Source organism: Aureivirga sp. CE67, assembly GCF_015767245.1.
In the GTDB taxonomy this organism is placed as follows: Bacteria; Bacteroidota; Bacteroidia; order Flavobacteriales; family Flavobacteriaceae; genus Aureivirga.
The window spans coordinates 121,991-142,988 of record NZ_JADOTV010000004.1; the positions used below are offsets into that span (position 1 = coordinate 121,991).

A 20,998-nucleotide genomic window follows, 5' to 3' on the forward strand; every position below is an offset into this window, starting at 1 on the left:
TATAAAAGGTGGGGCTAGGGGTGGTATAAAAACTAAAAACATGTTCAGAAAAACAATCCTAATAACCATCTTTTCCTTACTAATTATTTCTTGTACAGAAAAGAAAAAATCAGTTGTGAAAACATCTGATTTTGAAGTGAAAGTTTTAGAAAAAGAAATTATTTCTAAAAATAAGTACAATGCTTCCGGACCTTATTTTTCTAAGAAAGGAAGTGAAATAACTTTAAATTGGTCAGAAGAAATTGATTCCAATTATACTACAATTTTAAAATATAAAAATATAAATCAACCAAAAATCAAAACCGTTCTTCCATCAAAAGGAATGCAATCTCATGGGGAGAGTATGGCGAAAATAATCCAAGATACTTTTGGAAATACAATTGCAATTTTTCGAATCAAGGCTGCTACTAAAAAGAATAAATATGGAGGTTTTATTTATTATTCGATTTCCAAAGATCAAGGGGAAACTTGGACAGAGAAGCAAAAATTAGTGAAAGATGAAACTTCTGGAAGTCAGAGTTTTTATGACGTAGCACTTTTAGGTTCTGGGAATGTTGGAATTATTTGGTTAGACAATCGAAAACCAAAAGAAATCAAGCAGGGAAGTAGTTTGTATTTTGCTAAAACAAATCAGAATGGAGAATTTACAAATGAAAAAGTGCTTTCTACAGGAACTTGCCAATGTTGTAGAACGGATTTGTTTGTCAATAAAAATGGGAAAATCGACATTGCTTTTCGAAATATTGTAGCAGAAAAATATCGTGATATTTACAATATTACTTCTGAAGATCATGGCGAAAACTTTTCTGTTGCAAAACGAATTTCTCCAGATAATTGGAAATTAAAAGGTTGTCCACACACTGGTCCTTCGATTGCTTTTAATGGGAAAACTACAGGGATCATTTGGTACACGGCAGCAGATGGAAAGCAAGGAGTGAATTTTGTAGAAAAAGTAAATGAATCTTTTGATTTTTCGCAATCCAACCTTCTAACTTCTATTGCAAAACATCCACAAATGATTGCTGATAATTTCGGAAATTATTTTGCAACCTATGAAGAAATCACGGAAGATGGACAACAAAGAATAGTTTTACACATCATTTATAACAATGGAAAAATGGAAATTATCCCAATTTCTGATGCTAAAGGTTTAAATCGTTATCCTGTAATCACCAAAAAAACAGACAAAGATTTAATGATCGCTTGGATTAAAGATTTTGAGGAGGTTTCTAAGATTATAAAAGTGGATGTGGAGTTGAGATAAATTAATTTGGGACTTTCCCTAACGGGTCGGGCTTTTCGTTTCAAGTTTTTTGTTTAAAAAAAAGAATTTCTAAGCAATCCGTGGGCTTCTTAGGTCGCCTCCTTTTGCTAAGAAATTCTAATTTTTTAATTCAAAAAAGCTTTCCACTACAATCCCTAAGCTTTTTTATTTCTTTTTTTAAATCTAATTTCTCTACTAAAAAGAATTAATAATAGAATGAGAACAAGTAAACCAATATTGATGAGAATTTTTTCGTTGGATTCATCAACCTGCTTTCTCCATAATTCCATTAAATTATTTATAGCTTCCGAATCTTCGATTTTAAATTCAGTTCTATATTTTTCACGCATTAAATGACTAGATTTTATTCTAGTGATGTTTAAATTTAAAATATTATAGATGATTGTAATTGCAGTAACAATTATAGAATAGTCATAAACTATTTGGATGTGATTCTTCATGTTATTTTTTCGTGAAGATAAGAAAGAACATCCATTAATAAAACTGCAAAAAAACAAAAGCACACTAAGTAAAGTGTGCTTGCAAAATTTTGAATAAAAAATATATTATAAGTTATAAAAATTAACAAGGGACAAAGAAGTCAACAATTACTTTTCCTTGCGAATCTTCAAAGAAAATGATATGACTATCATAAACTGTATCGCCATCTCTTATGTATAATCTCCACAAATTATTTTCATCATCTCTTTCAACTTTCAATTTTTTAAGTACTTCTGAAATAGGTGTGATTTTCGTTCGAACTTCAAAATCTCCAAATTTTAAACGAAGATCATGACCTTTAATTTGAAAAGAAGAAAGAGTTAAGATTCCCTCATTATTATTACTGAAAATAAATTCATGATTTGTATAAGAATAAGTAGTGTAAAGTTCATCATCAAAACTACCAATCTCTTTCGATATTTTATCTGGTTTTCCAAGTCTTTTTATAACTTGTTCTGGAATTACTTCATGTAAAGTTTCATTAAATATTTTAAAATCTTGATAAGGAATGCTATGTTCAAAATATTTGTTTTGAGAGTAGCAAAATAAAACTGTCATTAGAAAAACAGTAAGTAATATTGACTTTTTCATAAAATTTGAAATTTAGATGTGTTAATGTAGTGATTTTTAGGATGAAATATGTAGTTGTTGAATTATTTTTTTAATGAAAATTTAAAACATTAGTAGCTGAAAATCAATATCGATATTCTCAACAAAATAATATTCGAATGATTAATTAAAATAACGAAAAACAACCTGGTGACTGAACGTAGTCGAAGTCCAAAAAATCAAAAGTCAAGAAAGAAAAATTAAACAAGCTTTTACTTTATGTTAAAATATTTCTTAGTTTTAAATTTGACGGTTTAATAAAGAAAAACAGAAATTATGAAAGTAACATACTTAGGGCACGCATCCTTATCTATAGAAACAAACGGAAAACATATCATTGTAGATCCATTTATTACTGCAAATGAATTAGCAAAAGATATTGACATAAATACTTTAGAAGCAGATTATATTTTAATCACACACGCACACCAAGATCACATTTTAGATGTAGAAGCAATTGCAAAAAGAACAGGAGCTAAGGTGGTTTCAAATTTTGAAATTGTAAATCATTTTGGACAAAAAGGAATTGAAGGACATCCAATGAATCATGGAGGATCTTGGGAATTTGATTTTGGAAAAGTGACTTATACAAATGCAGTGCACACAAGTTCTTTCCCTGACGGAAGCTATGGAGGGCAACCAGGAGGATTTATTATTTCAAATGATGATGCAACAATTTACATCGCTGGAGATACAGCATTGACAATGGATATGAAATTAATTCCGATGCGTCATGAGTTGGATTTAGCAATTTTACCAATAGGAGATAATTTTACAATGGGAGTAGAAGATGCGATTATTGCAGCAGATTTCTTAGAGTGTACAAATATTCTTGGTTATCATTATGATACTTTTGGTTATATCGAAATTGATCATGATGCAGCAGTACGAAAATTTATCGATGCACACAGAGATCTACATTTGCTAAAAATCGGAGAAGATTTAGAAGTGAAAAAAGGATAAAATAAAACATAAAAAAAGCCGACTCAAAGTCGGCTTTTCTAATATTATCCTCTAATTAATTTCTTGTATTTGATACGTTTTGGCATTAAATCACCACCAAGACGTTTTTTCTTGTTTTCTTCATATTCTGTGAAACTTCCTTCGAAGAAATAAACTTGAGAATCTCCTTCAAAAGCAAGAATATGCGTACAAATTCTATCTAAGAACCAACGATCGTGAGAAATCACTACCGCACATCCAGCAAAGTTTTCTAAACCTTCCTCTAATGCACGAAGTGTATTTACATCTAAATCATTCGTAGGCTCATCCAGTAAAAGAACGTTTCCTTCCTCACGAAGCGTCATCGCAAGGTGAAGTCTGTTTCTTTCTCCTCCAGAAAGTGTACTTACTTTTTTGTTTTGCTCAGAACCAGAGAAATTAAAACGAGAAAGATAAGCTCTAGAGTTTACCATTTTTCCTCCCATCATAATTTGCTCTTGCTCATCAGAGAAGTTTTGCCAAATTGTTTTCTCAGGATCAATATTAGCGTGTTTCTGATCTACATAAGCTAATTTTGCAGTTTCTCCAAGATTGAAAGTACCTTTGTCTGGAGTTTCTTCTCCCATAATCATTTTGAAAATCGTCGTTTTACCAGCACCATTTGGTCCAACAATACCAACGATTCCCGCTTGTGGAAGCATGAAGTTTAAATCTTCATATAATAATTTATCTCCAAATGCTTTAGAAACACCAGTAGCTTCAATTACATTTGTTCCTAAACGAGGTCCGTTCGGGATGTAAAGCTCTAATTTTTCTTCAACTTGTTTTTGATCTTGGTTTAATAATTTATCATAGTTCTTTAAACGAGCTTTTGATTTAGATTGACGTCCTTTCGCACCTTGACGAACCCATTCTAACTCTCGTTCTAAAGTTTTTTGACGTTTAGAAGCAGTTTTTTCTTCTTTAGCCAAACGTTGTCCTTTTTGATCTAACCAAGAAGAATAGTTTCCTTTCCATGGAATTCCTTCTCCACGATCTAATTCAAGAATCCATCCTGCAACGTTGTCTAAGAAATAACGGTCGTGCGTTACAGCAATTACAGTTCCTTTATATTGTGCTAAATGTTGCTCTAACCAGTGTACAGATTCTGCATCTAAGTGGTTGGTAGGCTCATCTAAAAGTAATACATCAGGTTGTTTTAAAAGTAAACGACAAAGTGCAACACGTCTTCTTTCTCCTCCTGATAAGTTTTTAATTAAAGCATCACCATCTGGAGTACGTAGTGCATCCATAGCGATTTCTAATTTTGTATCTAATTCCCAAGCACCTAAAGCATCAATTTTATCTTGAAGTTCTGCTTGCTGAGCCATTAATTTATCCATTTTATCGGCATCAGAATAAACTTCTTCTAAACCGAACATGTCATTAATTTTATTATACTCATCTAAAACAGCAACTGTTTCTGCAACACCTTCCTTAACAATATCCATTACTGTTTTTTCTTCGTCAAGTTGTGGCTCTTGCTCTAAGTACCCTACTGAATAATCTTGCGAGAAAACAACATCTCCTTGATAGTTTTTGTCTAATCCTGCAATGATTTTTAATAAAGTAGATTTACCAGATCCATTTAAACCTAAAATACCAATTTTAGCTCCGTAGAAGAAACTCAAATAGATATTTTTCAAAACTTGTTTGTTTGTCGAAGCATAAGTTTTACTTACACCTGACATTGAAAAAATAATTTTTTTATCGTCTGACATGATTTGTTATATTTTAATATGGCAAATATCGTAAAAAGAATTTTGTTTTTTAAGAAACCTTAGAATATAAAAGAGTATTTCTTTAAATTTAAAGTGTAGAAGAAGTGTTTTTTCTACTTTTTTTTAAAATATAAAATACCGAAAGAATGAGCGAAGAATTTGTCCTATTATATAAAGAGATTTTTTTTACAGTTTTATTGCTAATTTTTCTTGGAACAGTAAGGGTTTTTCTAAGAAGAATTTTAACTTCTTTTATGGAGAAAAAATCCATTGACCCAAACCGTAAGAAAATAATATTAAACATACTTTATATTTTTTTATATAGTATCGTCGGAATTATTTTATTCATCATTTGGGGAGTTAACTTAAAAGAATTTACGCTGTTTATTTCATCTATTTTAGCAGTGTTAGGTGTAGGTTTTGTAGCACAATGGTCCGTACTTTCAAATTTAACTTCAAGTGTGATTTTATTTTTCTATCATCCTGTGCGAATTGGAGATCGTGTTAGAATTCTCGATAAAGATTTTGAACTAAAAGGAGAAGTTGTGGATTTGACAGGTTTTTTCTTTTTTCTAAAAACAGATAATGGCGAAGATATTTCTTTTTCAAATACCATTATTTTACAAAAAGGAATTGAAATTATAAGTTCAACAAATGAAGAAAAAATAGAAGAGGAAGGAAAAGAAGAGTTAAAAACAGAAAATAACACAGAAAATGAGGCTTCAGAAGCGTAGTAAAATGTTATTTTTTTGCTAAAGTTTCAAGAGGAATTAAGAATTTAAAAAACCTAAATCAAATCAATTTAGGTTTTTTTAGTTTATAAATTCCCCTCTTGAGAGGGGCTAGGGGTGTGTTATAATTTATATAAAACAAACCCTTAAGAATTTTAAAATAATAATATTTCTTATTCAGAAACTTTAAATCGAGCCTTAGCCCCAACAGTTTCATCTACAAAATCATTTTGTAAATATTTTAAATATCCAGCAATAGCAATCATTCCTGCATTGTCTGTTGTAAATTCAAACTTAGGAATATAAGTAGACCATCCCCAGTCAGATTCAGCTTGTTTTAATCGTTTGCGAATTTCTGAATTAGCAGAAACTCCACCAGCAATAGCAACGTGATTGATACCAGTTTCTTTCACTGCATTTTTGATTTTATCCATCAAAATATTGATAATTGTATACTGAATAGAAGCACAAATATCATATAAGTTTTCTTCGATAAAATTCGGGTTTTCTTTTACATTTTTTTGAATAAAGTAAAGAATACCAGTTTTTAAACCACTAAAACTAAACTCTAAATCTCCAACTTTTGGTTTGGTAAATCTAAATGCTTTAGGATTTCCTTGTTGCGCATATTTATCAATTAATGGTCCTCCGGGATAAGGTAAACCTAAAATTTTTGCAGATTTATCAAAAGCTTCTCCAACCGCATCATCAATCGTTTCACCAAGTACTTCCATATTGAAATAATCCGTAACTTTAACTATCTGTGTGTGTCCTCCACTTATAGTCAAACAAAGAAAAGGGAAAGGTGGTTTTTTCTGAGCATCATCCTCAATAAAATGTGCTAAAATATGTGCTTGCATGTGATTTACAGCAATCAAGGGAACATTCAGAGAAAGTGCCAAAGATTTAGCAAAAGATGTTCCAACAAGAAGTGAACCCATTAATCCAGGTCCTCTTGTAAAAGCTATGGCTTTTACATCTTTTTTGTCGATATTTGCCTTATGAAGTGCTTGCTGAACTACAGGAACAATATTTTGTTGATGTGCTCTAGACGCAAGTTCAGGAACAACACCACCATAAGCTGCGTGAATTTCCTGATTTGCGATAACATTTGAAAGTATTTTTCCGTTATGTATCACAGACGCACTTGTATCATCGCAAGATGATTCAATACCGAGTATGTAAATAGAATTGTCAATCATTTAATATAATTTCAGCCTTTCGCTAATTATATTGCAAATTTAAAGCTTATCAAACGATTAAAAAAAATACTATTACGTTTTTTAAAAGGACTTATCCTTTTTCTTTTGCTTTTGAGTATTTTATTAGCAATTCCTGCTGTGCAGACTTTCCTGGGAAAAAAAGCTTCAAATTTTCTAGATTCCAAATATGGAGTTAGTATTGTTATAGAAAAAATAGATTTATCACTTTTAGGGAGTGTAAAATTCAAAAATATACAAATAGATGATCATCATCAAGATACACTGATTCATGTTTCAGAGTTGAAAACTACAGTGATGAGTTATCGAAATATTCTGAATAGTAAGTTAAATTTTGAAGAAGTAGATTTAAGTGGCGCATATTTTTATATGACAACATATAAAGGAGAATCAGAATCAAATTTGCAGAAATTTGTAGATGCTTTCAGTTCGGATAAGCCAAAAGATTCGACTTCTCAATTTGAACTTTCGTTTACCAATATTTCACTTTATAACGGAAATGTTCGTATTCAAGATTTAAATTCAGAAAATAAACCTTTGACTTTTAATAAAATTACGGGAGATATCAATGATTTTAAAGTAGAAGGTTCTAATGTTTATGGTAATTTGAGAAATGTTGCAGTGTATGAAAATGATCGATTGGATGTGAAAAATCTGACGACAGATTTTACTTACACCAATGAAAATATGCTATTTGAAAATACGACGATTGCTACAGAAACTTCCGATATTCATACAGATATTATTTTTTCTTATAAAAAAGAGGATTTAAAAGATTTTGTCAATAAAGTAAACATCAAAGCAGATGTGATGAATTCGAATCTTTCGTTGATTGATTTAAATAAACTTTATGGAGAATTAGGTAAAGATGATAACATTCATTTTTCTTCAAAATTAAATGGAACTCTAAATAATTTGTTTGCTACTAAACTGATTTTAAATTCGGATAGAGGAACTATAATTGATGGAGATTTTCATTTTAAAGGAATTTTTAACAAAGAAAGAAACTTTAAGATTATTGCAGATATGAAGCATGTTGCTTCGAATTACGATAATTTGAAAAACCTTTTACCACAAATTCTTGGAGAAAAATTACCTACAGTTTTTCAGGATTTAGGATTTTTTGAAGTAAATGGGGAAGCAGATATTACGAGAGAATACATAGGTCTTGATATTGTATTACAAACAGAAATTGGAGAAATTGATTCTGAATTGATGATTTCAAATATCAGACATATTGATGATGCTTCTTATAAAGGTAGAATTAAGGTTAAAGATTTTGAACTTGGAAAAGTAGTTAATGATCCAAAAATTGGTCAAATTTCTTTAGATGCAGATGTAGACGGAAAAGGATTTACGATTGAAGATTTAGACACTTCTATTGAAGGGAAAATTACAAAACACGAATATCTTGGTTATATGTATCAAAATATCAAGATTGATGGAGAGTTTAAAAAACGTGTTTTTATTGGAAAATTAAATGTGAATGATCCTAATTTTAAAATGAAGTTTAATGGTCAGGCAGATTTGTCTTTAAAAGTTTATAAATACGATTTTAAAGCAGAAGTAGAGCATGCGGATTTTAATAAATTACATCTTTTTACAAGAGATTCTATTTCAGAAATTCGTGGAGATATCGCAATAAATGTAGAAGGGAATTCTGTTGAAAATATGCAAGGAACGGTGAGGTTTACCAATTCTTTCTATAAAAGTAGTTATGATTCTTATACGTTTAAAGATTTTGAGGTTTCTTCTACACTTCAAGATAGTACAAGGACGATTACGATTAATTCTCCAGATATTATTGATGGTAGAATGAAAGGTCATTATTTTTTCAAAGATTTACCTCATTTATTGATTAATACTTTGGGAAGTAAATACACAAATTTCAAACCTTATGATGTAAAAAAAGGACAATATTTAGATTTTAATTTTAATATTCATAGTCAGATTGTTGAGGTATTTTTTCCTAAAATTAAAATTGCACCAAAAACAGTTTTAAAAGGAACTATTGATGAAGATAAAGATTTAATTCAACTTTCGTTAGATTCTCCAAGTCTGGATATTTATGATAATTTGATTACTTCCGTCAGGTTTCAATTAGATAGTAATAATCCGCTTTATAATACACAATTGGCTGTAAAAAGCGTGGATTCCAAGTATTACGACATTTCAAATTTAAACCTAGTAAATAAAATATTAAATGATACTTTATTTTTTAGAACAGGATTTAAGGGAGGGAAAAATAATACAGAGAAGTATAATTTATCTTTCTATCATACGATAGATGAAAACAATAATTCGGTAATAGGTTTTGAAAAATCGAATTTCAAGTTTAACGATCGAAAATGGTTAATCAATCCAAATTCGGATAAAGAAAATAAAGTGATTTTTGATTTGGCAATGGAAACTTTTGATTTTAAGAAGTTTCAAATTGAATCTGGAAATCAGTTGTTAGAATTTTTTGGACAAATAAAAGATTCAAAAGAACAAGACTTGAATTTTAATTTTAATAATGTTCATCTGGAAAATATTACTCCAAAGTCTAAATTCATGAAGTTAGCAGGAGTATTGAATGGAGAAGTTTCTTATAAAAAATCGAACAAAGAAATTATCCCTCAAGCAGATATTACTATTGATAATTTTGAGATAAATGATACAATTCAAGGAAATGTAAATGTAAATATTACAGGACAGAATTCATTTAAGAAATACGAAGTTAATGCAAAAATTGATGCTGGAGGATATGATAGTTTCAGTGCGAGAGGACATCTGGATTTTGAACCAGAAAAGCCAGAAATTGATTTGAATTTACAGCTGAATAAATTTAATCTGATTGCTTTAAAGCCTTTTGGAAATAAAATTATTTCAAATATTAGAGGAGAAGCATATACAAATCTAGAAATCCACGGACCTTTAGAAAATCCAGATATTAATGGAGGATTATTTTTAGATAAAGCTGGAGCAAAAATGGAATATCTCGGTGTTGATTATGATTTTCAAGGAACATCGGTAATTGAGTTTTATAATCAAACGATAGATATTCAAGATGTAAGATTAAAAGATACCAAAAAAGGAACGAAAGGAGAATTATACGGAACGGTAAGTCATCAAAAATTTAAAGATTGGGATTTGAATTTACATATACAAACTCCAAACTTATTAGTTTTAGATACGAAACCACAAGAAGATAGTAGATATTACGGAACTGGTTATTTGGATGGGAATGCTCAGATTGTAGGAAAAGTTGATAACCTTGAGATTAATGTAAATGGAAAAACGATGCCAGGAACGAATTTCGTAATTCCAGTAAGTGATGTGAAAACTGTAAGTGCTTCTAATTTATTAGTGTTTACTACGGATGAAGAATCTAATAAATCTGCAGAAAAACAAAATGAAATTTTAATTGAAAGTTTAAAAGGAACTTCGCTGAATTTTAATTTAGAAATTACAAAAGATGCTGAGGTAGAAATGATTTTAGATCAATCTTCTGGAAGTACTTTAAAAGGAAGTGGAACAGGGAATCTTCAAATTGAAATCAATACTAATGGTAAATTCAATATGTATGGAGATTTTACTGTAGAAAAAGGAGTTTATAATTTAATTTATGGAGGAGTAATCAATAAACCGTTTGAGGTGCAAAAAGGAGGAACGATTTCATGGAGTGGAAATCCTTTAGATGCAGAAATTAATATTGAAGCAATTTATCGAGTACTTGCAAATCCGCAGCCGCTTCTTGAAAATATTAATACAGCCAGAAAAGTTCCGATTGATTTGATAACAAGATTCTCTGGAAAATTATTTGATTCTACAAAAGAGTTTGATATTCAAATTCCGAATTCAAGTTCGGTTGTTTCTTCTGAGTTAGCTTTTAAATTGAATGATAATGACCCAAATAATAAGCTACGACAGTTTATCTCGTTATTGATTACAGGAAGTTTCTTTGATGAAGATAATTTTGGGGTAAATGGAACATTGACATCTACAGGTTATGATATTTTATCAAGTATTTTAACCAATATTTTAAATAATGGAGATGAGAAAGTAAAAATCGGAATTGAATATACAGCTGGAGACGACACAGGAGATATTGATCGAATTATTGAAGATCAGTTAGGTATTTCTCTTCAAACACAAATTAATGATAAAATTATTATTAATGGTAAAGTTGGGGTTCCTGTAGAATCTAGAAGAGAAACGACTGTAATTGGTGAGCTAAAAGTAGAATTTCTTTTAAATGAAGATGGAAGTTTTAGAGCTACAGTTTTCAATAGGCAAAATGAAATTCAATACGAAGAAGAAGAAGGTTATACGCAAGGAGCAGGATTGACTTATACGGTAGATTTTAATACAGGAAGAGAATTATTAAAGAAATTGAAATTGGCCAAAGCAAAGGATTCTACAAAACAGAAAAAGAAAAAGAAGAAAAAGAAGAAGAAAAAAGATAAAAATAAACCAGTAGATCCGGATTTACATAATAATCCTATTTTGAATTTTGAATAAATGATAGAAAAAAGATTATTTGTTTTTGATAATTTTTAAATTGTTAAAAAAATAGATATTAAGAATAAAAAATCGTAAATTATACAATAGAAACACACTTAGAAATTAAGTGTGTTTTTTTATTTATCGGGAAATGTAATGATAAGGTGTTGAATATAAATAAAAATAGTTCGATTATTATGACTAAATTAAATGACGTTGGGGGTTTAGCAAAAATATTTCTACTTATAAGTATATTTTTGTTACAAAGTTGTACTAGTGACGATTCTTTAGAAGATTCGATTTTAGGAAAATGGGAACTTTATAAAACAAGTGTAAATGGATATGAAACTTCTCCAAATTGCCAAGAGTTGAATCAATTAAATTTTTCTAAAAATAAAACAGTTTATGTAACAGAATTTGTAAGCATAAACGGTGTATGTGAAGAAAATGAAGTAATTGAAAGTAATTGGCTAGATCATGGAGATTCTTATTATTCTCTTGGTTTTGTGGATGCTTCAGGACAAAGTGTTTTCGTAAATTTTGATACGATAGACTATTTTAGTTATGCTGTAAATGTCGTGAATGACGAAGGAGAGTTTACTTATACGTATTACTACAGAAGAAATTAATTTTAGACTAAAACTAAAAAGAAGAATATGGAAATAGCAGTAATTGCACATGACGGAAAGAAAGCAGAAATGATACAGTTTTTGATGAATCATAAAGAAATAATTCTAAAAAACGATGTTCATTTAATAGCGACAGGAACTACAGGATCTAAAGCAATTCAAGCTGGATTTTCAAATGTAACAAGGTTTTTATCAGGACCAAGAGGTGGAGATGCACAGATTGCAGGAAGAGTAGCAGAAGGAAAAACAAAGTTGGTTTTCTTTTTTAGAGATCCGCTAGCAAAACATCCGCATGAGCCAGATATCTCAATGCTTATGCGACTTTGTGATGTACACGATGTTCCTTTAGCAACAAATCTTTCTACGGCAAATTTGATTATGAAAGCAGTTTTTGGAGAGAAAATATCATAAAACAAAACAGGTTATCTTTTTACGGATAACCTGTTTCTTTTTATGCTTGAAATTTATTTTTCAATTTCTCTTAAATTCTCCATCTTTTTTGCTTCTAAGAAAGCATCAATTCCTTCGAAGTGTTCCTTGATTTGCTGGTTTCCAAATTCGAAAACTTTATCAGCTAATCCGCTTAAGAAATCACGATCATGTGAAACTAAAATCAAAGTTCCATCAAAATCTAATAAAGCTTGTTTTAAAATATCTTTTGTTCTTAAATCTAAATGGTTTGTTGGCTCATCCAGAATTAAAAGATTTACGGGTTCTAATAATAATTTTAATAAAGCTAAACGAGTTTTTTCTCCTCCAGAAAGAACTTTTACTTTTTTCTGAGAATCATCTCCTCCAAACATGAAAGCTCCAAGTAAATTCTTAATTTGATTTCTGATATCTCCTTCAGCAATCTGATCAATAGTTTGGAAAATTGTTAAACTTTCATCTAAAAGTGAAGCTTGATTTTGTGCAAAATATCCAACTTTTACATTATGACCAATTTCAAGATTTCCTTCTACAGGAATTTCATTCATGATGGCTTTTACCAAAGTAGATTTTCCAGCTCCATTTTTTCCTACAAACGCAACTTTTTGTCCTCTTTCGATTGCCATTGAAGCATCTGAGAAAACTAAATAATCATCATATGTTTTTGCAACATCCGAAGCAGTAACAGGGTATTTTCCTGAACGTGGAGCGGGAGGAAACTTTAATTTTAAAGCGGAAGTATCTACTTCATCCACTTCAATAATATCCAATTTCTCTAACATTTTTACTCTGGACTGTACTTGTAGCGTTTTAGAATACGTCCCTTTAAATCGATCGATGAAAGTTTGTGTTTCAGCAATAAATTTTTGTTGCTCTTCGTAAGCTTTTTGTTGTTGCTCTCTTCTTTCTTTTCTAAGTTCTAAATAATGTGTGTAATTTACTTTATAATCGTAAATTCTACCCATTGTCACCTCAATTGTTCTGTTTGTAATATTATCTACGAAAGCTCTATCGTGCGAAATTACAATTACAGCATTTGCTTGATGCAGTAAGAAATCTTCTAACCAATGAACAGATTCGATATCTAAGTGGTTTGTTGGCTCATCCATCAAGATTAAATCTGGTTTTTGAAGAAGAATTTTCGCCAATTCAATACGCATTCTCCATCCTCCACTAAATTCACTTGTAGGTTTGTCGTAATCTTCTCTTTCGAAACCTAAACCAGCTAAAGCTTTTTCTACTTCAGCATCATAATTTATTTCTTCAATCGCATAAAACTTTTCACTTAAATCAGAAACACGCTCAATTACTTTCATGTAACTATCCGACTCATAATCTGTTCTAGTTTCTAGTTCTTTGTTCAAAGATTCAATTTCATCACGCATAGCAAAAATAGAAGCAAAAGCTTTAGCAGCTTCTTCTCTCACTGTACAATTATCTTCTGTTAAAAGATGCTGAGGTAAATATGCAATTACAGTATCTTTTGGATAGGAAACATTTCCTTTTGTAGGTTTTTGTATTCCAGCAATAATTTTCATTAAAGTGGATTTTCCAGCTCCATTTTTCCCCATAAGAGCTATTTTATCATTAGGGTTAACTACAAATGAAACATTACTAAAAAGCGTAGTTCCACTAAATTCTACTGCAAGAGCATCAATTGAAATCATTCTTAGAATTTTAAAATTTTTTGCAAATATAGACAAAAGGAAACGGAAGCAGAAAACTCTCTTTTTATTTTGAAATAATTAAGTAAAAAAGAAAAATATATGTTAAAATCTATAATTATTCACAGTATCATTTTTAATTCAAAATCAAAATTGGTAATTTTAGTAAAGTTCTTAAAAATCAGTCATATATGGAGAGTTTTTTTAAAAACTGGTGGATGGTGACGTTGAGAGGATTGATTCTGATTTTGTTTGGAATGTTTGCAGTAGCAAATCCCCAAGAAGCAGTTTTAGTTTTAGTGCTTTATGCTGGTTTGGTAGCTTTAACATCGGGAATTTTTTTAATCGTGATGTCCTTATCAAACACAAGAAGAAAATATTGGACTTGGACACTTTTTATAAGTATCGTCGATATTTTATTCGGAGTCATGGTGCTAGCTTATCCTTACGCAACCACAGTTGCAACAGCCTCATTATTTACAGTTTTTATCGGAGTATGGGCGCTTTTCGGAGCGATAACATTAATATGGAATGCGTTTCGTTTTCGGAAAGAAAGTAAGTTCAATTGGCTGATTATGTTTCTAGGTGGAGTTTTAACTTGTTTTGTAGCAATTGTTATCATTACAAATCCACTGAAAGAATCTTTGACAATTACGGTTCTAATCGGAGCATTTGCAATCATTTTCGGTTTTGCAAATATGATTTGGGGATTAGAACTTAAGAAAATGAAAGATGATCATAAACATCATTCATAGTAAAATTTGAGAGTAATTTTTTTTTCATAATAAGGGTGTTTTCTCTTCGGAGGAACATCCTTTTTTTTGGACTAAAAATAAAAAAAGCACAGTTTTAATTCTGTGCTTTTAAATTATATTCTTTTCCAAGTTTCAACATTAAGTCGTAAGCTTGTTCATATTCGTTTTGAATTTCGCCTTCTAGAATGGCTTCTTTGATTCTATCTTTAATCAGACCAATTTCTCTACAAGGTTTTAATTTGAAAGTTTCCATAATTAATTCTCCAGAGATAGGAGGTTGGAAATTACGAACACGATCTCTTTCTTCTACTTCTTTGATTTTATCACGAACAATCTTGAAGTTATTATGATATTTCTTGAACTTCTTTGGGTTTTTAGTGGTGATATCTGCTTCACATAAAATCATTAAGCTATCAATATCTTCTCCAGCATCAAAAACCAATCTACGAATTGCAGAATCTGTAACTTCTTGTGCTAATACAATTGGTCTAGAACTTAGCATCACTAATTTCTGTACCAATTTCATTTTATTGTTCAATGGCATACGAAGTCTTTTGAATAATTTGTAAACCATTTTTGAACCAACAAACTCATGACCATGGAAAGTCCATCCAACTTTTTTGCTGAATTTTTTCGTAGGAGCTTTTCCAATATCATGAAGTAAAGCAGCCCAACGAAGCCATAAATCATCCGTGTTTTCAGAAATATTATCCACAACTTCTAATGTGTGATAAAAATTATCTTTATGTTTTTGTCCTTCCACATCTTCCACACCTTGAAGTGCTGTAAGTTCTGGCATAAAACGTTCTAAAAGTTTTGTTTTATATAAAAGCACAAAACCAGTCGAAGGAACAGGAGAAAGCATGATTTTGTTGATTTCTACAACAATTCTTTCTCTTGTAATAATATCAATTCTCTCAGCGTTTCTTGTGATTGCTTCTAGAGATTTTTCTTCAATTGTAAAACCTAATTGTGTAGCAAAACGAATAGCACGCATCATTCGTAAAGGATCATCAGAATAAGTAATATCTGGATCTAAAGGTGTACGAATTATCTTTGATTCTAAATCGCTGATTCCGTTGAACGGATCTAATAAATCTCCAAAATTAGCTTCATTTAAGCTTAAAGCTAAAGCATTTATCGTAAAATCTCTTCTGTTCTGATCATCTTGCAACGATCCAGATTCTACTTTCGGATTTCTACTATCTTCTGTGTATGACTCTTTTCTAGCACCAACAAACTCAATTTCCATGTCCTGAAAACGAAGCATAGCAGTTCCGTAAGTTTTAAAAACTTGAACTTTAGGTTTGTTTGGTAGTAAAGAAGCAACTTTTTTAGCTAATTCGATTCCGCTTCCAACCGCTACAACATCAATATCTTTAGCATTTCCTCTTTTTAAAATAAAATCACGAACAAAACCTCCAATCACAAAAGTATCCACTTTTAGTTCTTCGGCAGCCTGTGTAATGTATTTAAAAACAGGAGCTTTTAAAGCTTCTTTATAATTTTTAATATCTTCCATTTAGTGTTATTCTCGTATTACGATAATTTCCTCACCACTTATTTTTATGATTTTAGAGGCAACTGTGGAAATTTTTTCACGGTGCAAATTTACTATATAGTCAACGTTATCCAAAATTGCATTGGAAATTTCTTTAAAAGAAGTTGGAGAAGGTTCTCCACTCAAATTTGCAGAGGTAGAAACAATTGGCTTTTTATAAGTGCGAATTAACTCTTTACAAAATTCATTATCTACCACACGAATTGCAATTGTTCCGTCTGAAGAAACTACGTTTTTAGCCAAATTTTTAGCTCCTTCATAAATGATTGTTGTAGGTCTCGTTTGGTTTTTAATTATTTCAATAGCTTTTTCAGGAACGTATTCTACATAATTCTTCAACATTTCAACATCCGAAACCAAAATAATCATACTTTTTGTAGCAACACGATTTTTGATTTCATAAATACGTTGTACAGCTTTTTCGCAAGTAGCATCACATCCAATTCCCCAAATTGTGTCTGTTGGGTAAAGAATTACTTTATCTTTTTCAATAGCTTCAATTGTATTTTGAATTTCTTGCTTCATTTTTCCTTTCAATTTAGATTAATCTAATTTTTCACCATTTTGCATTCGCCACATTTTAAGATACACTAAAAAATCGTGAAATGCAGCCATTGAACAAACTACTACACCAATTTTTCCATCTAGAATTCCAAGCTTCATAATATATCTTTGGAAAAACTTAAATCCAGGTTTTATTAGAAGTTCAAACAAACCAGCTTTTTTTCCTTTTTTAAATTTAATTAAAGCTTTTTGCGTACTGTATTTCTGAAATTTTTCGAAATAAGTTTTAAAATCTTTGTATGTATAATGTTCTAATTTTTGTTTTAAAACCCCAATTTTTTCGGTAGTTTCAATTTCTTCATGAACTAATTTGTCATTGTATTTACAATGCTTTCTATCAAAAAGACGAATTACTTTATCATTTTGCCAACCAGAATATTGCACTTTACAATCCATCAAATAATTGATTCTTTTAATCCAAAAAGCTTTTTCTTTTATTTCATTTTGGTTTAAAATAGATTTAATTTCTGATTTTAAATCTTCAGGAATTCTTTCATCTGCATCCACAATTAAAACCCAATCATTTTTCAATTGTTCTAAGCCCCAATTTTTCTGAGCAGCATGATAATCAAATTTTCGATACAAGACTTTAGCTCCCATTTCTTCTGCTATTTCTGTAGTTTTATCAGTACTATAGGAATCTAAAACTACAATTTCATCAGCAAAATCAATAGAAGAAAGAAGAGGTTTCATATGTTCTTCTTCATTTTTTGTAATGATAAGAACGGATAATTTATTAGACATTATTTTTCGTTTATTAATGAAACTAAATAATCTTTAACTCGGTTTACAGTAATTCGGATATCAAATTCCTCAACAATCATTTGTTTTCCGTTTTGGCTAAATTCTTTATAGGTTTTTGGATTTTCTTTTAAAGAAATGATTTTATCACAAACTGCATTTACATCATTTTCTTCCGTTAAATATCCGTTTACATTATCTTTCACCAATTCAGGATTACTGCTTACATCAAAAGCAACAACAGGTTTTTCGCAAAGCATAGATTCCGCAATTACATAACCAAATCCTTCCCAAAAAGAAGAAAGCATAAAAACGTCAATTGAGCTATAAAGATCTTTTGGATTTTTGATAAAACCAGCAAAAACTACTTTGTCAGTAACATCTAATTTTTGTGTTTTTTCTTGAAGTTCTTTTAAAAGTTTTCCACTTCCTCCAATTACCAATTTAAAATTGAATTGACGGTTTTTCAATTCTCTCGCAACATCAATTAGAAAAGATTGATTTTTTTGATAAACCAAACGACCTAAATTTCCTATTACAAATTCATCAGAATCCGTTTTAGAATATACAGGTTCGAAAGAAGTTTCTAAGAAAGTTTTTGTTTCAATTCCGTTTGGAATTACTGTGATTTTTTCTAAAGGAAACATGTCTGCATTGTTTTGAACAATGGTTTTTTTCGTAGCATGAGAATTTGCTAAAATCGATGTTAACACATTACCAAAAAAGTATCTATTTATAAAAGTATTTTTAATCGGAATAGCACTTCCTCTTCTATAAATAATATGATTAATTCCTGCTTTTTTTGCTGCCAATCCAGCAAATTTCATGTCTTCAGAAGAATTCATGATAATAGCAGATAATTGATGTTTTTCAAAAAGTTTAGCTGCTTTAGAAACCTTTAAAGGATTTAAATAACTTAAATTCTCTACTTTAATTGTTTCAACAGGAACCGTAGTTTTTTGTAGTCTTTTATGAAGAGCACTTTGATCTCTAACAATTACAAGAACTGGAAAGTTATTTTTATGTAATTCTAATGCAATATCAAAATGCCATTTTTCTCCACCACCCCAAGCTTTCGTCGAATTAAAAAAACAGATTGTTTTCATCTTTTATTTTAGTTTTTGATACACATTAAACAAATTTTTCGCTACTTCTTCGTCATTGAATTTTTGTACAAATACATGACTTTTTTCTACAATTTCTTTTCTTTTTTCTTCATTGTTCCATAAATCTAAAACAGTATCTTTCATCTGAGTTTCACTTGTAGGGTCAATTAAAATAGAATGTGGACCTGCAGCTTCAGGAAGACAGCTTACATTACTCGTAATTACTGGAGTTTTGCTATAAAGGGCTTCGATAACCGGAATTCCAAATCCTTCGAAAATACTCGGATAGACAAAAATTGTTGCCATTTGATACAATCCTGCAATCGTTCTTAAAGTCAAATCTTTTAAGAAAATAACTTGATTTTGCATATTGTTTTCTTCGATAAAAGAAACAACTTTATCATAATAAGCAGTTTGTTTTCCTACCACAACCAAAGGAATATCTGTTCCTTTAAGAGCTTTTACAACGGTAAGAAGATTTTTTCTTTCTTCAATTGTTCCAACAGAAAGTACAAACTGTTCTGGAAGATTGTATGTTTTTCGAATTTCAGATGTTTCTTCCTCCGAAAATTCTTCTTTGAAAACATTACTACAACCTTGATACACAATTTCGATTTTCTCTTCTGGAATACCAAAATAATGCATAATATCTTGTTTTGTTTGTTCACTAATAGCAATTACAATATCTGCATTTTCAGCAGCATATTTGAATTTTTTATAGTGAATTTTTCTGTCAAAATATTTGTATAAGTGAGGATAACGAATGAAAATTAAGTCATGAATTGTAACAACAGATTTGATAGAAGTTTTCTCTAAACCTTTAGGAATTTCATTGGAAAGTCCATGGAAAATTTCGATTCCATCTTTCTGAAGTTGTTTCACAATTGGACCTTGACGCCAAACAGAAGAAAGTTTTTTCCAAATAGGAGCTTCCGGAAACTTCACTTCCGTATTTGTTTTATTTTGTTTAAAACGTTTAACTCTTCCTTCTTTCGGATTATAAAGTACATATTGATTATCTGAATAGAATTCACTCAAAATCCTTACAGCATCTCTACTATAGTTTCCTAGTCCAGTTGCATTATGAAAAATGCGTTTTGCATCAAAGCCTATTTTCATATAATTATCCTTTTGAATATTGAAGTTTTATGCTTCAATTTTTTCGAAATTTCTGTATTTAAATGCTTTAGAAAGTAATCTTTCTAGTCTAACTTGCGTGTTTTTACGCTGCTTAATGATTGGGATTTCAATTAAATTAATTTCTTTAAACTTTTCAATTGTAGCATTAAGATCTAAATTGCTTAACGCAACATTTGTGAAAAATCCACTAATCATTTCATTCCATTCTGATTTATTTCCCCAATAATGTCCTATTTGTTCTTCGGCTGGCGTCAGACCGCAAATTTCTTTTGTTGCAACTGAAAAAGAAAATTGTTCAATCAATCTTCTAGTAACACCAGCAGCACACATTTCATCACAAAGACTTAAAGATTTTTCAACAATCTCACGATTTTTCCCTTTTGGAACACCAATAGTTCCTGCATTCCACATTTCGCTTTTACCATCAATCGTAATTCCTGCAAAAGTTTTGTTTTTCATCTGTTTCAACATCATTTTTTCTGTTTTTGTTGTCAAATCAGATAAAGCACCTTCTTTTTTGTGCATGATTCCTTGATTGTTGTCTAAAAGATCTTTCAATTTAGAAATTGATTTATATTTAAAAGTATCTGAATCTAAATAAAGAATGTGACTATTTGGATCTAAATTCACCAAATGTTCAACAGCTTTAATTTTTACTCTCCAGAAGAACTGATGTTCTCCTTCCCATTCCGTAAGAGTTTCTTTTGTGATTTTAATACATTGAACTCTATCTCCGAAGAATTCATAAAAATCAGGTCTGTCAGTGAACATATAAATTTTATCAACGATTCCTTCATTTTTAGAAAGAAAAGATAAAATTGCAAAGCAAGCTTGTGCATGATTCTTTAGATTGTCTCCAAAGGTTAAAAACATTAAATTCATGGTTAGTCAGTCTGT

18 protein-coding genes are annotated in these 20,998 nt (G+C 30.2%); 7 read left to right on the plus strand and 11 right to left on the minus strand.

Features of this window, described 5'->3' with window-relative positions; translation table 11 throughout:
• Positions 1-40: 40 nt before the first annotated feature.
• Positions 41-1,264, plus strand: a complete 1,224-nt coding sequence (locus tag I0K12_RS07640; protein WP_196886748.1) for a sialidase family protein — start codon at positions 41-43, stop codon at positions 1,262-1,264.
• Positions 1,265-1,419: 155 nt separating this feature from the next.
• Here I0K12_RS07640 and I0K12_RS07645 read toward each other — a convergent pair whose 3' ends face one another.
• Both I0K12_RS07645 and I0K12_RS07650 read right to left on the minus strand, forming a co-directional pair.
• Complete coding sequence (locus I0K12_RS07645; protein ID WP_196886750.1) at positions 1,420-1,725, minus strand: hypothetical protein; 306 nt, start codon at positions 1,723-1,725, stop codon at positions 1,420-1,422.
• A gap of 121 nt (positions 1,726-1,846) precedes the next feature.
• On the minus strand, positions 1,847-2,356 hold the full coding sequence (locus I0K12_RS07650; RefSeq protein ID WP_196886752.1) for a hypothetical protein: 510 nt from the start codon (positions 2,354-2,356) through the stop codon (positions 1,847-1,849).
• A gap of 294 nt (positions 2,357-2,650) precedes the next feature.
• On the opposite strand from I0K12_RS07650, the gene I0K12_RS07655 reads away from it, so the two are divergent.
• On the plus strand, positions 2,651-3,337 hold the full coding sequence (locus I0K12_RS07655) for a metal-dependent hydrolase (RefSeq protein WP_196886754.1): 687 nt from the start codon (positions 2,651-2,653) through the stop codon (positions 3,335-3,337).
• A gap of 44 nt (positions 3,338-3,381) precedes the next feature.
• Here I0K12_RS07655 and ettA read toward each other — a convergent pair whose 3' ends face one another.
• Positions 3,382-5,076, minus strand: coding sequence for an energy-dependent translational throttle protein EttA (ettA, locus tag I0K12_RS07660; RefSeq protein ID WP_196886756.1), 1,695 nt, complete (start codon positions 5,074-5,076; stop codon positions 3,382-3,384).
• 146 nt (positions 5,077-5,222) lie between these two features.
• Here ettA and I0K12_RS07665 point away from each other — a divergent pair, with 146 nt between their 5' ends.
• On the plus strand, positions 5,223-5,810 hold the full coding sequence (locus I0K12_RS07665; RefSeq protein ID WP_196886758.1) for a mechanosensitive ion channel domain-containing protein: 588 nt from the start codon (positions 5,223-5,225) through the stop codon (positions 5,808-5,810).
• A 170-nt stretch (positions 5,811-5,980) separates the two neighbouring features.
• Here the strand turns inward: I0K12_RS07665 and tsaD are convergent, their stop codons facing one another.
• Positions 5,981-7,009 (minus strand): tRNA (adenosine(37)-N6)-threonylcarbamoyltransferase complex transferase subunit TsaD, encoded by a 1,029-nt coding sequence (gene tsaD / locus I0K12_RS07670; protein ID WP_196886760.1) that lies wholly within the window; start codon positions 7,007-7,009, stop codon positions 5,981-5,983.
• Positions 7,010-7,120: 111 nt separating this feature from the next.
• Here tsaD and I0K12_RS07675 point away from each other — a divergent pair, with 111 nt between their 5' ends.
• The 3 genes from I0K12_RS07675 to I0K12_RS07685 all read left to right on the plus strand — a co-directional run bounded on the left by I0K12_RS07675 (position 7,121) and on the right by I0K12_RS07685 (position 12,552).
• Positions 7,121-11,530 (plus strand): translocation/assembly module TamB domain-containing protein, encoded by a 4,410-nt coding sequence (locus I0K12_RS07675; protein ID WP_196886762.1) that lies wholly within the window; start codon positions 7,121-7,123, stop codon positions 11,528-11,530.
• Between the two features lie 179 nt (positions 11,531-11,709).
• On the plus strand, positions 11,710-12,141 hold the full coding sequence (locus tag I0K12_RS07680; protein WP_196886764.1) for a hypothetical protein: 432 nt from the start codon (positions 11,710-11,712) through the stop codon (positions 12,139-12,141).
• Positions 12,142-12,168: 27 nt separating this feature from the next.
• Complete coding sequence (locus I0K12_RS07685) at positions 12,169-12,552, plus strand: methylglyoxal synthase (RefSeq protein ID WP_196886767.1); 384 nt, start codon at positions 12,169-12,171, stop codon at positions 12,550-12,552.
• A gap of 53 nt (positions 12,553-12,605) precedes the next feature.
• On the opposite strand, the gene I0K12_RS07690 is transcribed toward I0K12_RS07685, so the two are convergent.
• Complete coding sequence (locus I0K12_RS07690; protein ID WP_196886769.1) at positions 12,606-14,237, minus strand: ABC-F family ATP-binding cassette domain-containing protein; 1,632 nt, start codon at positions 14,235-14,237, stop codon at positions 12,606-12,608.
• 188 nt (positions 14,238-14,425) lie between these two features.
• Here I0K12_RS07690 and I0K12_RS07695 point away from each other — a divergent pair, with 188 nt between their 5' ends.
• Entirely contained in the window at positions 14,426-14,989 is a 564-nt protein-coding gene (locus I0K12_RS07695) for an HdeD family acid-resistance protein (RefSeq protein WP_196886771.1), read from the plus strand.
• A 94-nt stretch (positions 14,990-15,083) separates the two neighbouring features.
• Here I0K12_RS07695 and I0K12_RS07700 read toward each other — a convergent pair whose 3' ends face one another.
• From I0K12_RS07700 to I0K12_RS07725, 6 genes are read right to left on the minus strand one after another with little or no spacing between them, the layout of a single operon-like run.
• Positions 15,084-16,511, minus strand: coding sequence for a CCA tRNA nucleotidyltransferase (locus tag I0K12_RS07700; protein ID WP_196886773.1), 1,428 nt, complete (start codon positions 16,509-16,511; stop codon positions 15,084-15,086).
• A 6-nt stretch (positions 16,512-16,517) separates the two neighbouring features.
• Positions 16,518-17,075, minus strand: coding sequence for an L-threonylcarbamoyladenylate synthase (locus tag I0K12_RS07705; protein ID WP_196886774.1), 558 nt, complete (start codon positions 17,073-17,075; stop codon positions 16,518-16,520).
• An 18-nt stretch (positions 17,076-17,093) separates the two neighbouring features.
• Entirely contained in the window at positions 17,094-17,858 is a 765-nt protein-coding gene (locus I0K12_RS07710; protein ID WP_196886776.1) for a glycosyltransferase family 2 protein, read from the minus strand.
• Positions 17,858-18,961 (minus strand): glycosyltransferase, encoded by a 1,104-nt coding sequence (locus I0K12_RS07715; protein WP_196886778.1) that lies wholly within the window; start codon positions 18,959-18,961, stop codon positions 17,858-17,860. Before I0K12_RS07715 ends, I0K12_RS07710 begins: the two co-directional genes overlap by 1 nt.
• A 3-nt stretch (positions 18,962-18,964) precedes the next feature.
• Complete coding sequence (locus I0K12_RS07720; protein ID WP_196886779.1) at positions 18,965-20,080, minus strand: glycosyltransferase family 4 protein; 1,116 nt, start codon at positions 20,078-20,080, stop codon at positions 18,965-18,967.
• 27 nt (positions 20,081-20,107) lie between these two features.
• The gene (locus I0K12_RS07725) at positions 20,108-20,983 is read right to left on the minus strand and encodes a hypothetical protein (RefSeq protein WP_196886780.1); all 876 of its coding nucleotides are present in this window, start codon (positions 20,981-20,983) and stop codon (positions 20,108-20,110) included.
• Positions 20,984-20,998 lie beyond the last annotated feature (15 nt).